We start from the raw sequence: 18,227 nt of genomic DNA on the forward strand, positions 1-18,227 counted from the left end.
TGGTTGTTCTCCCAGAACCGCACAGTGGATGCGTAGCGTCTTTGTAACAAGTCCTCGGCCTATTAGTACCAGTCAGCTCCAACCGTTACCGGTCTTCCACCTCTGGCCTATCAACCCAGTGGTCTAGCTGGGGGCCTTAACTCACGAAGAGTGGGATACCTCATCTTGGAACGAGCTTCCCGCTTAGATGCCTTCAGCGGTTATCCCTTCCGAACGTAGCCAACCAGCAATGCTCTTGGCAGAACAACTGGCACACCAGCGGTCCGTCCGTCCCGGTCCTCTCGTACTAGGGACAGCCTTCCTCAAGTATCCTACGCGCGCGGCGGATAGGGACCGAACTGTCTCACGACGTTCTAAACCCAGCTCGCGTACCGCTTTAATGGGCGAACAGCCCAACCCTTGGGACCTACTCCAGCCCCAGGATGCGACGAGCCGACATCGAGGTGCCAAACCATCCCGTCGATATGGACTCTTGGGGAAGATCAGCCTGTTATCCCCGGGGTACCTTTTATCCGTTGAGCGACCACGCTTCCACAAGCCATGGCCGGATCACTAGTTCCGACTTTCGTCCCTGCTCGACCCGTCAGTCTCACAGTCAAGCTCCCTTGTGCACTTGCACTCAACACCTGATTGCCAACCAGGCTGAGGGAACCTTTGAGCGCCTCCGTTACTCTTTGGGAGGCAACCGCCCCAGTTAAACTACCCACCAGGCACTGTCCCTGATCCGGATCACGGACCGAGGTTAGACATCCAATACGACCAGAGTGGTATTTCAACGATGACTCCACAACCACTGGCGTGGCCGCTTCACAGTCTCCCACCTATCCTACACAAGCCGAATCGAACACCAATACCAAGCTATAGTAAAGGTCCCGGGGTCTTTCCGTCCTGCCGCGCGTAACGAGCATCTTTACTCGTAATGCAATTTCGCCGGGCCTGCGGTTGAGACAGTCGAGAAGTCGTTACGCCATTCGTGCAGGTCGGAACTTACCCGACAAGGAATTTCGCTACCTTAGGATGGTTATAGTTACCACCGCCGTTTACTGGCGCTTAAGTTCTCAGCTTCGCCCCGAAGGACTAACCGGTCCCCTTAACGTTCCAGCACCGGGCAGGCGTCAGTCCATATACATCGTCTTGCGACTTCGCATGGACCTGTGTTTTTAGTAAACAGTCGCTTCTCGCTGGTCTCTGCGGCCGTCTCGCCCTAGCCCGCAAGAGGCTTCAAGCGCTACGGCCCCCCTTCTCCCGAAGTTACGGGGGCATTTTGCCGAGTTCCTTAACCACAGTTCGCCCGATCGCCTCGGTATTCTCTACCTGACCACCTGTGTCGGTTTGGGGTACGGGCCGCGTGAAAGCTCGCTAGAGGCTTTTCTCGGCAGCATGGGATCACTCTACTTCGCCTCAATCGGCTACGCATCACGTCTCAGCCTATATGAACTGCGGATTTGCCTACAGTTCGGCCTACACGCTTGCACCAGTACTACCACTCACTGGCGGAGCTACCCTCCTGCGTCACCCCATCGCTTGACTACTACAAGTTCAGGTCCCGCGCTCCACAGTCAGATCGACCCCGAAGGGCTTTCACTGGTGCTTCGGGCGGTTAGTATCACAAGGTTCATCATGGGCGCGTTCACACGGGTACGGGAATATCAACCCGTTGTCCATCGACTACGCCTGTCGGCCTCGCCTTAGGTCCCGACTTACCCTGGGCGGATTAGCCTGGCCCAGGAACCCTTGGTCATCCGGCGGACGAGTTTCTCACTCGTCTTTCGCTACTCATGCCTGCATTCTCACTCGCATAGCGTCCACGGCTGGATTACTCCGCCGCTTCAACCGCTACACGACGCTCCCCTACCCATCCCGAGTCAAGCTCGAAATGACACAGCTTCGGTGGTGTGCTTAAGCCCCGCTACATTGTCGGCGCAGGACCACTTGACCAGTGAGCTATTACGCACTCTTTAAAGGGTGGCTGCTTCTAAGCCAACCTCCTGGCTGTCTGTGCGACCCCACATCCTTTCCCACTTAGCACACACTTAGGGACCTTAGCTGGCGTTCTGGGCTGTTTCCCTCTCGACTACGAAGCTTATCCCCCGCAGTCTCACTGCCGCACTCTCACACCACGGTATTCGGAGTTTGGTTGATTTCGGTAAGCTTGTGGGCCCCCTAGACCATCCAGTGCTCTACCCCCGCGGTGAAACATACGACGCTGCACCTAAATGCATTTCGGGGAGAACCAGCTATCACGGTGTTTGATTGGCCTTTCACCCCTAACCACAGCTCATCCCCCAGGTTTTCAACCCTGGTGGGTTCGGGCCTCCACGCGGTCTTACCCGCGCTTCACCCTGGCCATGGCTAGATCACACCGCTTCGGGTCTAGACCACGCGACTCAAGCGCCCTATTCAGACTCGCTTTCGCTACGGCTACCCCACACGGGTTAACCTCGCCACGTAGCACTAACTCGCAGGCTCATTCTTCAAAAGGCACGCCGTCACCCCTAAAGGCTCCGACGGATTGTAGGCACACGGTTTCAGGTACTATTTCACTCCCCTCCCGGGGTACTTTTCATCTTTCCCTCACGGTACTAGTCCGCTATCGGTCACCAGGGAGTATTTAGGCTTAGCGGGTGGTCCCGCCAGATTCACAGCGAATTTCACGAGTACGCTGCTACTTGGGAACACTCTAAACAGACGCTACGTTTTCGAGTACGAGGGTTTCACTCTCTACGCCCGTGCTTTCCAGACACGTTCCTCTAACGATGCGTTTTCTGACTGTTTGCCAGTCCGGCAGAACTGACCAAGAGGTCCCACGACCCCGCGAATGCAACCCCTGCCGGGTATCACACAGACGCGGTTTAGCCTCATCCGCTTTCGCTCGCCACTACTCACGGAATCACGGTTGTTTTCTCTTCCTGCGGGTACTGAGATGTTTCACTTCCCCGCGTTCCCTCCACATACCCTATGTGTTCAGGTATGGGTGACCCCACATGACTGGGGCCGGGTTTCCCCATTCGGAAATTCTAGGATCTCAGCTCGGTTGACAGCTCCCCTAGACTTTTCGCAGTCTCCTACGTCCTTCATCGGCTCCTGGTGCCAAGACATCCACCGTATGCCCTTACTAACTTGCTACAAAGATGCTCGCATCCACTGTGCAGTTCTCAAAGAACAATCAGATCCACCAGCTCTACTGCGCGATGCCGGCCTAACCCAGTGGCTAGGTGGTTCATCCGCGGCCGATGGCCGATCACTGAAAGACACTAAGCGTGTTCTCTCAGGACCCAACAGCGTACCGATCTGTTCATCCAGCCCCTTCGACACCTTTCCACGCAGGCGAACCTGCAGTACTCACTGTCAAAGCAACCGAACGTCTAGCCAGCCAGCATCCACTAATGAGCCCTACCCAGCATCGAGGCTGGTGCAGGTTCTGGCTTCTGCTGAGACGTTCGCTCAGAACAGAAGCAGATGCTCCTTAGAAAGGAGGTGATCCAGCCGCACCTTCCGGTACGGCTACCTTGTTACGACTTCGTCCCAATCGCCAGTCCCACCTTCGACCGCTCTCCCCCTTGCGGGTTGAGCCACGGGCTTCGGGTGTTACCGACTTTCGTGACGTGACGGGCGGTGTGTACAAGGCCCGGGAACGTATTCACCGCAGCGTTGCTGATCTGCGATTACTAGCGACTCCGACTTCACGGGGTCGAGTTGCAGACCCCGATCCGAACTGAGACCGGCTTTATGGGATTCGCTCCACCTCGCGGTTTAGCAGCCCTTTGTACCGGCCATTGTAGCATGTGTGAAGCCCTGGACATAAGGGGCATGATGACTTGACGTCATCCCCACCTTCCTCCGAGTTGACCCCGGCAGTCTCCCATGAGTCCCCACCATTACGTGCTGGCAACATGGAACGAGGGTTGCGCTCGTTGCGGGACTTAACCCAACATCTCACGACACGAGCTGACGACAGCCATGCACCACCTGTACACCGGCCACAAGGGGGCCAATATCTCTACTGGTTTCCAGTGCATGTCAAGCCCAGGTAAGGTTCTTCGCGTTGCATCGAATTAATCCACATGCTCCGCCGCTTGTGCGGGCCCCCGTCAATTCCTTTGAGTTTTAGCCTTGCGGCCGTACTCCCCAGGCGGGGTGCTTAATGCGTTAGCTGCGGCACAGAGGGCGTGGAAGCCCCCCACACCTAGCACCCACCGTTTACGGCGTGGACTACCAGGGTATCTAATCCTGTTCGCTCCCCACGCTTTCGCTCCTCAGCGTCAGTATCGGCCCAGAGACCCGCCTTCGCCACCGGTGTTCCTCCTGATATCTGCGCATTTCACCGCTACACCAGGAATTCCAGTCTCCCCTGCCGAACTCAAGTCTGCCCGTATCGACCGCAAGCTTGGAGTTAAGCCCCAAGTTTTCACGGCCGACGCGACAAACCGCCTACGAGCTCTTTACGCCCAATAATTCCGGACAACGCTCGCACCCTACGTATTACCGCGGCTGCTGGCACGTAGTTAGCCGGTGCTTCTTCTGCAGGTACCGTCACTTGCGCTTCGTCCCTGCTGAAAGAGGTTTACAACCCGAAGGCCGTCATCCCTCACGCGGCGTCGCTGCATCAGGCTTTCGCCCATTGTGCAATATTCCCCACTGCTGCCTCCCGTAGGAGTCTGGGCCGTGTCTCAGTCCCAGTGTGGCCGGTCACCCTCTCAGGCCGGCTACCCGTCGTCGCCTTGGTAGGCCATTACCCCACCAACAAGCTGATAGGCCGCGGGTCCATCCCATACCGCCGGAACTTTCCACCACCAGACATGCGTCAAGTGGTCGTATCCGGTATTAGACCTCGTTTCCAAGGCTTATCCCAGAGTACAGGGCAGGTTACCCACGTGTTACTCACCCGTTCGCCGCTCGTGTACCCCGAAGGGCCTTACCGCTCGACTTGCATGTGTTAAGCACGCCGCCAGCGTTCGTCCTGAGCCAGGATCAAACTCTCCAATAAGGATTGTGTTTGATCGCTCCAGACGGAATATGTCTGGCAATCTGGTATTACTCTCAAAGGAATACCCCGACGAGGGGTATTCATATTACTGGCTGTGTTTCGGCACGCTGTTGAGTTCTCAAAGAACACGCGCTCACCGGATCTGGTCTCCGTTTCCGGAGGCTTTCTCTCGGGGCTGTGTTTGAAGCTTATTTGGTCTTGCTTCCCGGTGTCAAATCGGCCTCTCGGAGGCTCTTTCTCTTCCGGTTTTTTGGCCAGGCCCGTTCCGGTCTGTATTTCCCGGCCCGCTTCGCTCTGACATGGAGAACATTACACGGGCCTGTTTCGATCTCCAAATCGGGGGGTCCCGGTAACCGCCACACGGGCGGCTACCAGGACAAATGCGTTCGTCAGGGCGCGGAGACCCCGACGTCGGCCTTCGTCAGCGGCTTCCGCACCGCCGCCGAGTTGTACTCATCCGCCCCGACATCACGCGTGCCGGAGCGCGCCTGCAGGTCGAAGTCACGCGTCACATAGGAGTAGGAACCCACCGACGCGTTGATGGCCGGGCTTCCCGAGGACAGCCGGAACAGCCCGTTGGCGTCCTTCACGAGCTTCGGATCCACGGACTTGTAGCCGGACGACGGCATCGCACCGCCGGTACCGCCCCAGATGACGTTGCCTTCGTACTTCACCGTGGAACCGGAGTGCATGGAGACGACGCCGCCCGACGAACCGCGGATGACGTTGTTCGCGAGCACGCAGTCCTTCGCCTTGAAGTTCCCGCCGTCGCTGTCCACGACCGCTCCGGTGCCGACCAGGGTGTTGAAGGCGACCGTCACCCGGTCCGGCCGGTCGTGTCCCGTGGAGGTCGGCCCGCTGTCCGCCTCGCTCCCGGAGCCGAACACGATCGCGCGGTCCTTGGTGTTCTCCACGTAGTTGTTGAAGACCTTGTGGTCGTTCCCGTGGAACCGGATGCCGCTGTTGAACAGCAGGTTGCCCTCGACCGTGCTCCGGTTGCCGTGCCGCAGGACGATGTAGCCCTTGCTGTTGCGGATCGTGTTGAAGCGGATCGTGTTGTCCGACGACTTGACCGAGATGGCCTCGGCGTCCCCGTCCGCCTTCTCGAAGAGGTTGTACTCGATGATCGCGTTCGCCGACTTCGACTGCTTGTGGCTGTACCCGAGCCTGATCGACTCGCCGCCGTTCGCACCGGAGAACTGGTGGTTGTAGAAGTAGTTGTGGTGGATCCACGACCTCTTGGCGATCTCGCTGCCGGGGCCGGTGATCTGCAGGTAGACGCCCTCGTTGTTCCGGTTCTGGAACGTGTTGTGGTCGATCTCGACGTCATCGGCGCTTACGCTGAGCGAGGCGCCGTCCTTGTTGCCGCTGTAGGTGTTGCGGGTGATGCGCGTGGCCTGCGCCTCCGCCGGCACCGACAGCGTGCTGGTCCCGTCGAAGACGAAACCCTCGATCGTCACGCCTCGCACGGCTCCGAGCTCGAAGCCGCCGCGGGTGAACGCGGTGCCGCCGACGGTGCGCGCGGCGACGGTGATGCCCGATTTGGTGATCTTCACGGGGTGGTCGGCGGTGTACCGGCCTTCGGCCAGCACGATGCGCTGACCGGCACGCGCGGTGTCGAGGGCGGCCTGCAGGGAGGCCGTGCTCGCAACGCTGACGACAGCCGCGTGGGCCGGCACGGTGACGATGGACGACAGCAGGGCGGCCGCGCCGACTGCGGCCAGTGATCGGATCATTCGCCAACTCCATTGGAGGCAAGTTGGCGGCGGTAGTTCGGAATCTACCGCAAGATGCCCGCCGGCGGTGCGGTTCGGTAGAGGCCCAGGGCAACGTCCAGAGACGGCACGCGCTCCAGTTGTCCGATCTCTGCCAGCGGGTGCCACTGGGCCAGGTCGGTCGTGCCGCCCACCTCGTTGCGCAGCTCACCGCCCACGACGCGCACCTCGTACATGATCCGAAGTGCATGGTAGTCGCGGTCGGGATCCTCGCGGAGCTCGGAGTCGATGCCGATCAGCCGGACCACCTCGACGGCGTAGCCGGTCTCCTCCTCGAACTCCCGGATGACGCCGTCGTACGGGTGCTCGCCGTGCTCGATGCCTCCGCCGGGGAGGATCCAACGTTTGCCCTTAGGGCCGAGCCAGCGCGCCAGCAGGATCTCGTCGCTCTCGTTGATGCACACCCCGTAGGCGGCCACACGCTGCTTCTTCGCCCTCATGCGACGCAGCGTAACTTGCGATCACCGCGAAAAAAGTGATATCACTTAGCTACTACTTCGATAAGGGGTCCGGATGAGCGCGACGATCGAGGCGACAGTGCACATGCCCGCACCAGCCGTCCGTGAGAAGCACGCACGGGAGCTGTCGGGTCTGCCGATGTTCTTCCTGGGGCTGGCGGTGTTCGTGGCGATGGTGTGGACGATCATCAGTGGCATCAACTCCGCCGACGCGACCAGAGAGGCGCCGGTGGGGTGGATGATCGCCAGCGTTCTGCTGCTGCTGGCGGTGGCGTTGATCTGGAAGGGGCTCTTCACGGTCGCGCCCGGTGAGGTGCGGGTGTTGCAGTTCCTCGGCCGTTACGTGGGCACGGCGCGCACGGACGGTCTGCGGTGGGCGAACCCGCTCACCACGCGGGAGAAGATCTCCGTCCGGATCCGCAACCACGAGACGGCGACGCTCAAGGTCAACGACGCGGACGGCAACCCGATCGAGATCGCGGCCGTGGTCGTGTGGCAGGTCGAGGACACCGCGCGCGCACGGTTCGAGGTCGACGACTTCGTGCGGTTCGTGGGCATCCAGACGGAGACCGCGGTACGGCACATCGCGAACAGCTACCCGTACGACAACCACGAGGAGACGGGGCTGTCGTTGCGGGAGAACGCGGACGAGATCACCGAGACGCTGGCGATCGAGATCTCGGCACGGGTGCAGTCCGCGGGCGTGAAGGTGATCGAGTCGCGGCTCACGCACCTCGCGTACGCGCCGGAGATCGCCCACGCCATGTTGCAGCGGCAGCAGGCCGGCGCGGTCGTGGCGGCGCGGACCCGGATCGTCGAGGGTGCCGTCGGCATGGTCGAGCTCGCGCTGGAGCGGCTCGCCGACCACGAGGTCGTCGAGCTCGACGAGGAGCGCAAGGCGGCGATGGTCTCGAACCTGCTCGTCGTCCTGTGCGGGGACCGTTCCACTCAGCCCGTGGTGAACACCGGGTCGCTCTACACCTGATGGCCGATCGCAAAAGCGTTCTGCTCAGGCTTGATCCGGCGGTGCACGACGCGTTGAGCAGGTGGGCGAACGACGAGCTGCGCAGCACCAACGCGCAGATCGAGTTCCTGCTGCGGCGTGCGCTGGCGGAAGCGGGCCGGCTGCCCGGCGAGGCGAAGAAGATGCCTCGCCGGGGCCGGCCCCCCAAGAAGCCCGCGGAAGAAGACCCGGACGAATGAGCGTCAGAACTCCGGTCGAGCCTCCAGGTCATGGGCGCGGAAGAGCACGGCGTGCTCGACGCCCATGGCCTGGCCGCCCATCGCGGCGATCCCGGGGATGAAGTCCGCGGGGGCGGGATGCCCCGGGATCGCGGCCAGATAGGCACCGTGTGCTTCGAGGGACTCCACGCCTCGCCGCAACGGCTCCCCCGTCACGTCCACCCCGTGCGTCGCGCCCGGCCCCATCCCGGGAACCAGGTACCAGCGCGGCGAATGCGGTTCGAGACCCTCGTCGACCTGCTCGGGGAAGATCCAGCGGTTGCCCGCGTCCCGGATCGCGTCGAGCGTCGCGAGGCCGGCGGCGCGGTGGTCGGCCTGGTCGAAGCCCCACGGCGCCTGGACCTCGAACGAGCTGCCGAACACCACGTCCGGCTTGAACCGGCGGATCTCGCGGCAGATGTCCCGGCGCAGGTCCAGGCCGTAGACGAGATGGCCGTCCGGGTGGCCGAGGATCGTCAGGTGCTCCACGCCGACGACGGCGCAGGCGGCCTGCTGCTCGGCGGCGCGCAGCCGGGCGGTCTCCTCCGGTGGGTTCGGCATCCCGGCCTCGCCTGCGGTGAGCAGGAGGTAGCCGACCTCGATGTTGCGGGCGGTCCAGCGGGCGATCGCCGCGGACGTGCCGTACTCCATGTCGTCGGGATGCGCGACGACGCAGAGCACCCGTCTGAACGTCTCCTCAGGCAGCGCGGGCAGTGTCATCCCGCCATTTTCCTCCTTTCGGCGGGGTCTGCTGATCAGGCGTTTCACCTGTATGAAAACGCTGTCATCGAGTTCCTCCGTTCGGAGGTGTTTCGTCCGACTCCTCCTACGCGATGGTGTCCGGCGGGCGCACCGGGAACGTGGAGGAGTCTTGTCTTTGTTCTCCCGCAAGCGCGCCGGACTAGGCGTGCTGGGCGTTGCTGTGGTGATCGCGTCGCTGACACCGGCCGGTGGTCTGGCGGCGGGTAGAGAGATCTACCTGGACAGCCGGGCGTCGACGGAGCGGCGGGTCGAGGACCTGCTGCGGCGGATGACGCTCGAAGAGAAGATCGGGCAGATGGCGCAGATCCGCGTCGGGAAGCTGCGCGGTGACTGCAACAACGTCAACGGGCCGTTGGTCGACTCCTGCCTGAAGGCGGTGCTCGCCGACGCGCACGTCGGGTCGATCCTGTCCGGCGGCGGTGACGCGCCGCTCGACAACACGCCCAAGGCGTGGGCCGAGATGAACAACGCCATCCAGCGCTACGCGTTGGAGAACAACAGGTTGAAGATCCCGATCATCTACGGGTCGGACGGCGTGCACGGGCACAACAACGTCATCTCCGCGACGATGTTCCCGCACCAGATCGGGCTCGGCGCGACGTGGGACCCGGCGTTGCAGGAGAAGATCGGGGTGTCGGCGTCGAAGGCGTTGCGCGCCACCGGTGTCTTCTGGAACTTCGCGCCCGTCTCGGACATCGCGCGCGACACGCGGTGGGGCCGTTACTACGAGACGTACGGCGAGGACCCGTTCCTGTCCGGGCAGCTGGCGGCGGCGAACGTGCGCGGGCAGCAGGCCAAGGTGGACGACACGGCCCAGCTGACCGCGACGGCGAAGCACTTCGCCGGGTACTCGGCGCCGGCGAACGGCCACGACCGCGCGGCGGCGCAGATCCCCATCCGGCAGCTGCAGGACGTCGTGCTGCCGTCGTTCCAGGCGCAGTTCGACGCGGGCGTGCGCACGGTGATGATCAACTCTGGCTCGTTGAACGGCGTGCCGGTGCACGCGTCGAAGTACATGCTGCAGACGCAGCTGCGCGAGCGCATGGGGTTCAAGGGCGTCGCGGTCTCGGACTGGCAGGACATGCGGTACCTGGTGGACCGGCACAAGGTCGCACCGGACTACAAGACGGCGATCGCGATGAGCGTCAACGCCGGTGTGGACATGGCGATGGAACCGTCCAACGCGGCCGAGTTCACGTCGTTGCTGCTCGCGAACGTGCGGGACGGCTCGGTGTCGCGCGGGCGGATCGACCAGGCGGTGCGGCGGGTCCTGAAGCTCAAGTTCGACCTCGGGCTCTTCGAGAAGCCGTACGTGGACCCGGCGAAGGCTGACGGCAACGTGGTCGGTGTCGACCGCGACCTCGCGCGCCAGGCGGCGGCCGAGGGCACGGTGCTGTTGAAGAACGACGGCGTGCTGCCGTTGTCGTCCGCTGCGAAGAAGATCGTGGTGACCGGTGAGACCGCTGACGACGTGCGGCGTCAGCTCGGCGGCTGGACCGTGGAGTGGCAGGGCGTGCCGGACGACTCGCCGTTGCCGCCGACCGCGACCGTGCTGACGGGTGTGCGCGAGGCCGTTCCCGGTGCGTCGGTGGTGCACGCTCCGACCCAGGCCGCGGCGGTGTCCGAGGCGGCGGGTGCGGACGCGGTCGTCGTCGTCCTCGGCGAGAAGCCCGGTGCGGAGGGTCCTGCCGACACGGAGAACCCCGCGTTGACGCCTGAGCAGCAGGCGTGGGTGGACGCGGTGCAGGCGACCGGCAAGCCGGTGGTCGTGGTGCTGCTGACCGCGCGGCCGCAGGTGCTCGGTGCGGCGGCGGACGCGAACGCGCTGGTCGCGGGCTGGTTGCCGGGCAGCGAGGGTGGCAGGGCGATCGCGGACGTGCTGTTCGGCGCGGTCAACCCGAGCGGCAAGCTGCCGATCTCGTGGCCCAAGGCTTTGGGCGACCCCACGCTGACCTACGACCAGCTGCCGGGCGCGAACACCTCGGCGGGCGCGAAGTACGACCCGCTCTACGCGTTCGGGCACGGGCTGTCGTACACGTCGTTCACCACTTCGGGGATGACGGCGTCGGTGGACCGTTCGAACGGCGTGGTGAAGTTCACGGCGGCGAACACCGGTGCGCGTGCGGGCACTCTGGTGGTGCCGGTCTACGTGCGTCAGCCGGCCTCCCCCGTGCTCACGCCGGACGCCAGGCTGGTGGGCTTCACCCGCGTCGAACTCGCTGCGGGACAGTCGAAGCAGGTCGAGGTGCCGTTCAAGCTCTCGCAGCTCGCGCTGACCGTCGGCGACGTGGACGGTGACGGACGGCGTGAGGTCGCCCGGGGTGGCTACGAGGCCGTGGTCGGTGCCGAGAAGGCCGCCTTCACGGTGCGCTGAGCTGGCCTGATATCCTTCGTCGTCGTGAACGCGCGGCACTCCGCCGTGGAGGAGAGCCGGTCCTCGTGACCGGTGCCGACAAATGCGCGCCACGAACCCCGGTTTCGACAAGAAGGGTGATGTCGCATGGCGAACATCAAGTCCCAGCTCAAGCGGATCAAGACCAACGAGAAGGCCCGCCTTCGCAACAAGTCGGTCAAGTCGTCCCTGAAGACGGCCATCCGCAAGTTCCGCGAGGCTGCCGAGGCCGGCGACAAGGCGAAGGCCCTGGAGCTCCTGCAGGACGCGTCCCGCAAGCTCGACAAGGCCGCCACCAAGGGCGTCATCCACGCCAACCAGGCCGCCAACAAGAAGTCGGCGATGGCCCTGCGCGCGAACGCCCTCGAGGGCTGATCTCGCTCGCGGAGCTCGCACTGAGCTTCTGGAAGAGCCCCATCTCCTCGCGGAGGTGGGGCTCTTCCGCGTTTCTGGTGTAGGCGTGAGTCCATGGAATCGCTGCCGCGCCTCGACTTCTTCGAGCTGCACGACCTCGACGGCACTCCGCCGGTGCTGCGCACCTTGCACACGGAGTCCATCACCACCATCTACCGGCTGACCGACGCCGCCCGCGAGTACGCGCGGCCGTTGGCGCTGGCCCTGCGGTCGGGCGCGGACCACCGGATCGTCGACCTCTGCGCCGGTTCCGGCGGCCCGGTGCCGTTGATCCAGCGGCGGCTGCACGCTGAGGGCGTCCACACCCAGGTCACGCTGACGGACCTCGTGCCGAACGTGCCCGCCTTCGAACGCGTGGCCTCGGTGAACCGGCGTCGCCTGCCCGACTCGTGCTGCACCGTCGACCACGTCTCGTCGTCCGTCGACGCCACGGACTGCCGCATCGAGGGCACGCGGACGATCTACGGCGCCTTCCACCACTTCCCGCCGCCGTTGGCCACGCGCATGCTGCAGAACGCCGTCGACACCCGGCAGCCCATCGTCGTCGTGGACACCAAACGGTCGTGGCTCTACGTGCTGGTCTTTCCGTTCTTCCTGACGCTGACCGTGTTGCTCGCGGCGCCGTTCCAGCGCAACCCGCTGCCGCGCTACCTGCTCCGGCTGGCGCTCACCTACGTCGTGCCGGTGCTGCCGTCCATGATGTTCTGGGACAGCGTCGTGTCGTTCCTGCGCATGTACGGGCGCGCGGAACTGCGGCGGATGGTCGACGGCCTGACCGGCACCGGCACGTTCGACTGGACGATCGGCGTCGAACGCGGCTTCACCGGCGCCCAGTACCTGATCGGCATCCCGCGCGAGAAGTGAGTGTCAGCGGCGGCTGTGGGCGGCCACGATCCGGAGCACGGCACGCTCCAGCGCGTAGTCGGCGTCGGCCGCCACGCCCTTCACGTCGGCGTTGAGTCCCGCGACCACCTGCATCGCGTCGGCGAGACCCGTCTGGTCCCAGCCGCGGGCCTGCGCCTGCGCCTTCTTGATCTTCCACGGCGGCATGCCGAGCGGGCCGGCGAGGCTGAACGGATCGGCCCGGCCCACCGCGGACACGCGCGCGACCGTGCGCACCGCGTCCGCCAGCGCGTCCGCGACCAGCACGTGCGGCACACCGAGCTGCATCGCCCAGCGCAACGCCTCCATCGCGCCCGCCCGGTCCCCCGTGACGGCCTTCTCCGCGACGGCGAACCCCGTCACCTCGGCCTTGCCCTGGTGGTAGCGGCGGATCTCCTCGACCGTCACCTTGCCGTCGGTGTCGGACACGAGCTGCGACGCGGCCGCGGCGAGCTCGCGCAGGTTCGTGCCCACGGCGTCGATGAGCGTGGCGACGGCCTCCGGGTCGATCTTGCCGCCCGCCCGCCGCACCTCGTTGCGCACGAACGCCTCGCGCTCGGCCGGCTTGGTGACCTTGGCGCACTCGATGACCGCGGCACCGGCCTTCTTCAGCTGTCCCGGCAGGTCCTTGGCGGCCTTGCTGCGACCACCGCCGGTGTGCACGACGACGAGCGTGATGCCGTCCGCGGGCGCCTTGACGTAGGAGAGCACCATGTCGGCGATCTCCTTGCTGATGTCCTGCCCGTTCAGCAGGACGATCACCCGCCCCTCCGCGAACAGCGACGGACTCACCAGTTCGGCCAGCTCGGGAGCCGTGAGATCAGTCACCTGGACGCGGGTCAGATCGGCGGTCGAGTCGACCTCGCGGGCAGCGTCCAAAGCCGCCCGAACAGCCCGTTCGACCAGCAACTCCTCTTCGCCGACGATGAGTTGCAGAGACTCCGGTGCGCTCACGCTCCGCATCCTCCCACGTCCCGGATCGTGGACGTTTGTGGCTCAGCAACGGACTGGTGCCGTAGCTTGGTGGCCACAACTGAACACCGCTCATCCAGAGGGGCAGAGGGAACGGCCCGAAGAAGCCCCGGCAACCGGCGTCAGCGCTGTGTGCACATACCTGTGGACGCATCTGAGCGCAGACGATCACGGTGCCAATTCCGACCCGTTCGATTTCGCGGGAAAGATGAGGAGATACCTCGCGATGACTGCTGTCACTGTGCCCACGAGCACCCAGTTCGACCTCGGCCCGGCCCGCGCGCTGCTGTGCCGTGAGTGTGGAAACGAAACCCCTCTCGCTCCTGAGTACGCCTGTCTCGAGTGTTTCGGGCCGCTGGAAGTGGCCTACGACTTCGGGAAGATCCGGCGCGAGGACATCGAGGCCGGCCCCAGGTCCATCTGGCGCTACCGCGGCCTCCTCCCCGTTCCGTCCACTGTGGAGCAGCACCCGAACACCGATCCCGGCGGCACCCGCCTGGTCGAGGCGCACAACCTCGCCAAGGCCCTGGGCGTCCGCAAGATCTGGGTGAAGGACGACACCGGCAACCCCACCCACTCCTTCAAGGACCGCGTCGTCGGCGTCGCGCTCGCCGCGGCCCGCGAACTCGGCTTCAAGGTGCTGGCCTGCCCGTCCACCGGCAACCTGGCGAACGCCGTCGCCGCGGCCGCCGCCCGGGCCGGCTGGAAGTCCGTGGTCCTCGTCCCCTCCAACCTCGAACGCGCCAAGATCCTCATGAGCGCGGTGTACGAGGGCGCCCTGATCGCCGTCGACGGCAACTACGACGACGTGAACCGCCTCGCCCAGGAGCTCGCCGCGGAGAACGAGGACTGGGCGTTCGTGAACGTCAACGTCCGCCCGTACTACGCGGAAGGCTCGAAGACGCTCGGCTACGAGGTCGCCGAACAGCTCGGCTGGCGCCTGCCCGACCAGATCGTCGTGCCGATCGCGTCCGGCTCGCAGCTCACCAAGGTCGACAAGGCGTTCCGCGAGCTCGGCCAGCTCGACCTGGTGGAAGCCTCGCCGTACAAGGTGTTCGGCGCGCAGGCCACCGGCTGCTCCCCGATCTCCGCCGCCTTCAAGGCGGGCCACGACGTCATCCGCCCGGTCCGCCCGGACACCATCGCCCGCTCGCTGGCGATCGGCGCCCCGGCCGACGGCCCGTACGTGCTCGACGCGGTGCGCCGCACCAACGGCGCCATCGAGGACGTCACCGACGAAGAGGTCGTCGAGGGCATCAAGCTGCTCGCCCGCACCGAGGGCATCTTCGCCGAGACCGCCGGCGGCGTGACCGTCGCGACGGCGAAGAAGCTGATCGAGACGGGCCAGCTCGACCCCGACGCCGAGACCGTGCTGCTCATCACCGGCGACGGCCTCAAGACCCTCGACGCCCTCGGCGACACGATCGGCCCGCGCGCGACGGTCCCGCCGTCGGCGGAAGCCGTCATCAACGCCCTGGGCTAGCCCGGCGCCTCACCTCCTCCCGGACGCCATCTCCCCGCTTCACAGGGAGATGGCGTCCGTCTTGAGCCACCCCGTGCGCGGGAACCGGTCCAGGCCTTCGACCACGTGCGGCCCGACCGGCGTCACCTCTGCCCGCCACGCCACGATCCGTTGCGGCCACGGGGCTTCCGCCTTCAACGCGTTGTAGTGGTAGTCGTGCCACACGTCCGGCGCGATCCGCAGCGCGTCGTCGAACACGTGCTCGGCCGCGAGGTCGTACGCCGCCTCTGGCGACTCCGCCTTCGTCGGCGCCAGCACGTGCGTCATCTTCGCCCGGTACGTGACGGCGCGCGTGCCGTCGTCGAGCGATTCGCAGATGTAATAACCGAAATCGGGTTTCAGCTCGTCGTGCGGCCACGGCGTGGCCGTGTAGTTCGTCTGCCACAGCGCCCACGCGAGCCCCGGCGTGCCACCGGGAATCGGGTAGCGCGCGTTGAACAACCTCACCCAGACCATCTCTTCTCCTTCGTACGACTCGATTGCCCGGCAACACCGCCAGGTCTCCGTCCTCATCCGTGCGCAACACCAACGCGCCTCCCATCCGCAACACGTCCACGACGTGCGGACTCGGATGCCCGTACCTGTTGCCCTCGCCTACGCTCACCAGCGCCACCCGAGGCCGCACCGCCCGCAGGAACGCGGGCAGCGAGTACCGCGACCCGTGGTGCGGCACCTTGAGCACCTCGGCACGCAGGTCCCGCTCCCCCAGCAACGCCGCCTGGCCGGCCAGTTCGACGTCCCCGGTGAGCAGCACCCGGCCCGCTCGCGTGTGCGCTCTGAGCACGAGCGAGTAGTCGTTCACCGTCGTGTTCCCGTCCTCGGCGACCGGCGGCCTTCGAGGACCCATCACCTCCATCTCCAGTCCTGGCAGGGAAAACCGCTCCCCCGCCTGCGGCTCGACCACCCGCACGTGCTGAGCGCGGGCGAGCTGACCGACCTCTCGCCAAGCCCAGACGGGCTCCTTGAGCGGTCCGACCGCGATCGCCCCCACCGCACGCCCGGTGAGCGCGGCCTCCAGCCCGCCGACGTGGTCCGCGTGCAGGTGCGTCAGGACCAGGAGCGGAATCCTCTTGATTCCCAACGTCTTCAGGCACCGGTCGACCGCACCGGGATCGGGCCCGGTGTCGACCAGCACCGCCGTGTCCGGCGCGTCGGTCGCCAGCACCAGCGCATCGCCCTGGCCCACGTCGCAGCTGACGACCTTCCACCCGTCCGGCGGCCACACCGGCGCCACCACCCTCATGGGCACCAGCACCACGAACCCACCGACGAGCACCGCGACGACCAACGTCCGCGTCTTCTTGAAGCGCAACAACAACACCACCGCGGCGGTGACCGCGGTCAGCGCCACCGCCCCGACCCAGCCGTCGGGCCAGCCGACCGCAGCACTGGGCACCGACGCCGCCTGCCGCCCGACCAGGACCAGCCAGCTCACCGCGGGCCCGGCAACGTGCGTCACGACCTCGGCCGCGGCACCGCTGACCGGTGCGACGGCCGCCGCCACGACCCCCAGCACCGTCGCCGGCGCGACGACCGGCCCGGCGACCAGGTTGGCCACCACCGACACCAGGCTCACCTGCCCGGAGATCCCGGCCACCAGCGGCGCGGTGGCCAGACTCGCCGCCGTGGGCACGACGATCGCCTCGGCCAGCCCGTTCGGCACGCCACGCCGTTTGAGCGCCCGCGCCCATCCCGGCGCGACGAGCACCAACGCCGCCGTGGCCACCACGGACAACGCGAACCCGGGCTCGCCGCCCAGCGCCGGATCGTGCATCACCAGCACGAGCACGGCCGCCGCCAGCCCGGGCACCGCCGACCGCTGCCGGCCGAGCACCAACGCCAGCAACGCCACCGCGCCCATGACCGCGGCCCGCAACACGCTCGGCTCCGGCCCTGCCAGCACCACGAACCCGACCAGTGCCACGAACGCGGCCCCAGCGGCCGGCCGCGGCCCGAGACGCCGGGTGAGCAGGTAGACCGCACCACTCACGATGGCCAGGTTCGCCCCGCTCACCGCGAGGAGGTGAGCGAGCCCGGCCGTCCGGAACTCGTCCACGATGCGCGGCACCATCTGCTCGGTGTCGCCCACCACGAGCGCCGGCAGCAGCCCGGCCTCCTCGTCGTCGAGCACCTTGCTGGCCTGCCGCAGACCGTCGCGGAGCTCGGCGGCCCAACTCTGGTACGCCGGCGGCGGTTGCGGGTTCTGCGGAGGCCCGCGCACCCGCAGCAGGGCTGAGGCCAGGTCACCGCCCCTGGGCGGGGCGAGCGTGCCCTTGACCGTGACCTTCTGCCCCGGCAACAGATCCCGCCACTTCTCCGCCGGGGCCAGCACGACCAGCTGGGCACCGTCGGCCGTCGCCCTGATGACGACGTTCTCCACGCCCGCCTGGGTGCCGCCGAAGCCCTCGGCCCGGATTCCCTTCGGTCTGGACGTGAGTTCGGCGGTGAGGGTGGTGGAGCGGCCTTCGTTCGCGGCCTGGCGCAGCGGGTGGGTCTCGGCTCGGTGGACTGCCGCGCCCACCCAGATCGCGGCCGCCGGGCCGGAGATCAGGAGGGCGATGGCGCAGGTTCTGGTCCACCAGGCTCTGCGCCAGGCGAGCAGGCCGAGCGCTCCTGCCGTCAGGCCTGTCAGCGCGGCCGTCTGCCAGCTCAGGAAGAGGCCGGCGGCGGCCGTGGCCCAGACTGCGGCCGCTGCCGGGACGAGACGGAAGTCGTGGGCTGCCGGGAGTTTGCTAGCCATCGGCGGCCCTCGCTCGTGAGAGAACGGGGTGGGCGTCGTCCGTGGGAGGTCTCGGATCGCGGCTGGGACTGCCTCGGCGGGGGCGGGGCAGCGTGGGACGCC

At 65.9% G+C, this 18,227-nt stretch carries 11 protein-coding genes, 2 rRNA genes and 1 riboswitch; of the genes, 6 read left to right on the forward strand and 7 right to left on the reverse strand.

Annotated elements, in window-relative coordinates; genetic code table 11:
• Positions 1–42: 42 nt before the first annotated feature.
• From ACQEU1_RS17715 to ACQEU1_RS17730, 4 genes are all read right to left on the reverse strand, one after another.
• Positions 43–3,126, reverse strand: a 23S ribosomal RNA gene (locus ACQEU1_RS17715).
• Positions 3,127–3,470: 344 nt separating this feature from the next.
• Positions 3,471–4,987: ribosomal RNA gene (locus ACQEU1_RS17720) — 16S ribosomal RNA — on the reverse strand.
• The 16S and 23S rRNA genes sit together here, the layout of an rRNA operon.
• A 389-nt stretch (positions 4,988–5,376) precedes the next feature.
• Positions 5,377–6,723 (reverse strand): polysaccharide lyase 6 family protein, encoded by a 1,347-nt coding sequence (locus ACQEU1_RS17725; protein ID WP_433202454.1) that lies wholly within the window; start codon positions 6,721–6,723, stop codon positions 5,377–5,379.
• Positions 6,724–6,767: 44 nt separating this feature from the next.
• Positions 6,768–7,202, reverse strand: a complete 435-nt coding sequence (locus tag ACQEU1_RS17730) for an NUDIX hydrolase (RefSeq protein ID WP_433202457.1) — start codon at positions 7,200–7,202, stop codon at positions 6,768–6,770.
• Positions 7,203–7,275: 73 nt separating this feature from the next.
• Here ACQEU1_RS17730 and ACQEU1_RS17735 point away from each other — a divergent pair, with 73 nt between their 5' ends.
• Both ACQEU1_RS17735 and ACQEU1_RS17740 read left to right on the forward strand, forming a co-directional pair.
• Positions 7,276–8,205, forward strand: coding sequence for an SPFH domain-containing protein (locus tag ACQEU1_RS17735; protein WP_433202460.1), 930 nt, complete (start codon positions 7,276–7,278; stop codon positions 8,203–8,205).
• Entirely contained in the window at positions 8,205–8,423 is a 219-nt protein-coding gene (locus tag ACQEU1_RS17740; RefSeq protein ID WP_433202463.1) for a hypothetical protein, read from the forward strand. Before ACQEU1_RS17735 ends, ACQEU1_RS17740 begins: the two co-directional genes overlap by 1 nt.
• A gap of 3 nt (positions 8,424–8,426) precedes the next feature.
• On the opposite strand, the gene ACQEU1_RS17745 is transcribed toward ACQEU1_RS17740, so the two are convergent.
• Complete coding sequence (locus tag ACQEU1_RS17745; RefSeq protein WP_433202466.1) at positions 8,427–9,161, reverse strand: PIG-L deacetylase family protein; 735 nt, start codon at positions 9,159–9,161, stop codon at positions 8,427–8,429.
• Positions 9,162–9,312: 151 nt separating this feature from the next.
• On the opposite strand from ACQEU1_RS17745, the gene ACQEU1_RS17750 reads away from it, so the two are divergent.
• The 3 genes from ACQEU1_RS17750 to ACQEU1_RS17760 all read left to right on the forward strand — a co-directional run bounded on the left by ACQEU1_RS17750 (position 9,313) and on the right by ACQEU1_RS17760 (position 12,873).
• Entirely contained in the window at positions 9,313–11,577 is a 2,265-nt protein-coding gene (locus ACQEU1_RS17750) for a glycoside hydrolase family 3 N-terminal domain-containing protein (protein ID WP_433202469.1), read from the forward strand.
• 126 nt (positions 11,578–11,703) lie between these two features.
• Entirely contained in the window at positions 11,704–11,970 is a 267-nt protein-coding gene (rpsT, locus tag ACQEU1_RS17755; protein ID WP_166047155.1) for a 30S ribosomal protein S20, read from the forward strand.
• A gap of 93 nt (positions 11,971–12,063) precedes the next feature.
• Positions 12,064–12,873 carry a hypothetical protein gene (locus ACQEU1_RS17760; protein ID WP_433202472.1) on the forward strand — a complete coding sequence of 270 codons (810 nt, stop codon included), beginning with the start codon at positions 12,064–12,066 and terminating at the stop codon, positions 12,871–12,873.
• 3 nt (positions 12,874–12,876) lie between these two features.
• Here the strand turns inward: ACQEU1_RS17760 and holA are convergent, their stop codons facing one another.
• A complete protein-coding gene (holA, locus tag ACQEU1_RS17765; RefSeq protein WP_433202475.1) occupies positions 12,877–13,854 on the reverse strand; it encodes a DNA polymerase III subunit delta in 978 nt (325 codons plus the stop codon).
• A gap of 78 nt (positions 13,855–13,932) precedes the next feature.
• Positions 13,933–14,078: riboswitch (SAM riboswitch) on the forward strand.
• An 11-nt stretch (positions 14,079–14,089) separates the two neighbouring features.
• Between holA and thrC the strand changes: the two genes are divergently transcribed.
• The gene (gene thrC / locus ACQEU1_RS17770) at positions 14,090–15,346 is read left to right on the forward strand and encodes a threonine synthase (protein WP_433202478.1); all 1,257 of its coding nucleotides are present in this window, start codon (positions 14,090–14,092) and stop codon (positions 15,344–15,346) included.
• Here the strand turns inward: thrC and ACQEU1_RS17775 are convergent.
• Positions 15,330–18,125, reverse strand: a complete 2,796-nt coding sequence (locus ACQEU1_RS17775; RefSeq protein WP_433202481.1) for a DNA internalization-related competence protein ComEC/Rec2 — start codon at positions 18,123–18,125, stop codon at positions 15,330–15,332. The genes thrC and ACQEU1_RS17775 overlap by 17 nt on opposite strands.
• Positions 18,126–18,227 lie beyond the last annotated feature (102 nt).

Origin of the sequence: Lentzea sp. CA-135723 (assembly GCF_050936595.1) — a bacterium.
Taxonomy (GTDB): Bacteria; Actinomycetota; Actinomycetes; order Mycobacteriales; family Pseudonocardiaceae; genus Lentzea.

Excerpts from the sequence above, each read along its gene's own strand:
- ACQEU1_RS17725 (WP_433202454.1), bottom strand. The coding sequence starts at position 6,723 with ATGATCCGATCACTGGCCGCAGTCGGCGCGGCCGCCCTGCTGTCGTCC.
- ACQEU1_RS17730 (WP_433202457.1), bottom strand. The coding sequence starts at position 7,202 with ATGAGGGCGAAGAAGCAGCGTGTGGCCGCCTACGGGGTGTGCATCAAC.
- ACQEU1_RS17735 (WP_433202460.1), top strand. The coding sequence starts at position 7,276 with ATGAGCGCGACGATCGAGGCGACAGTGCACATGCCCGCACCAGCCGTC.
- ACQEU1_RS17740 (WP_433202463.1), top strand. The coding sequence starts at position 8,205 with ATGGCCGATCGCAAAAGCGTTCTGCTCAGGCTTGATCCGGCGGTGCAC.
- ACQEU1_RS17745 (WP_433202466.1), bottom strand. The coding sequence starts at position 9,161 with ATGACACTGCCCGCGCTGCCTGAGGAGACGTTCAGACGGGTGCTCTGC.
- rpsT (WP_166047155.1), top strand. The coding sequence starts at position 11,704 with ATGGCGAACATCAAGTCCCAGCTCAAGCGGATCAAGACCAACGAGAAG.
- ACQEU1_RS17760 (WP_433202472.1), top strand. The coding sequence starts at position 12,064 with ATGGAATCGCTGCCGCGCCTCGACTTCTTCGAGCTGCACGACCTCGAC.
- holA (WP_433202475.1), bottom strand. The coding sequence starts at position 13,854 with ATGCGGAGCGTGAGCGCACCGGAGTCTCTGCAACTCATCGTCGGCGAA.
- thrC (WP_433202478.1), top strand. The coding sequence starts at position 14,090 with ATGACTGCTGTCACTGTGCCCACGAGCACCCAGTTCGACCTCGGCCCG.
- ACQEU1_RS17775 (WP_433202481.1), bottom strand. The coding sequence starts at position 18,125 with ATGGCTAGCAAACTCCCGGCAGCCCACGACTTCCGTCTCGTCCCGGCA.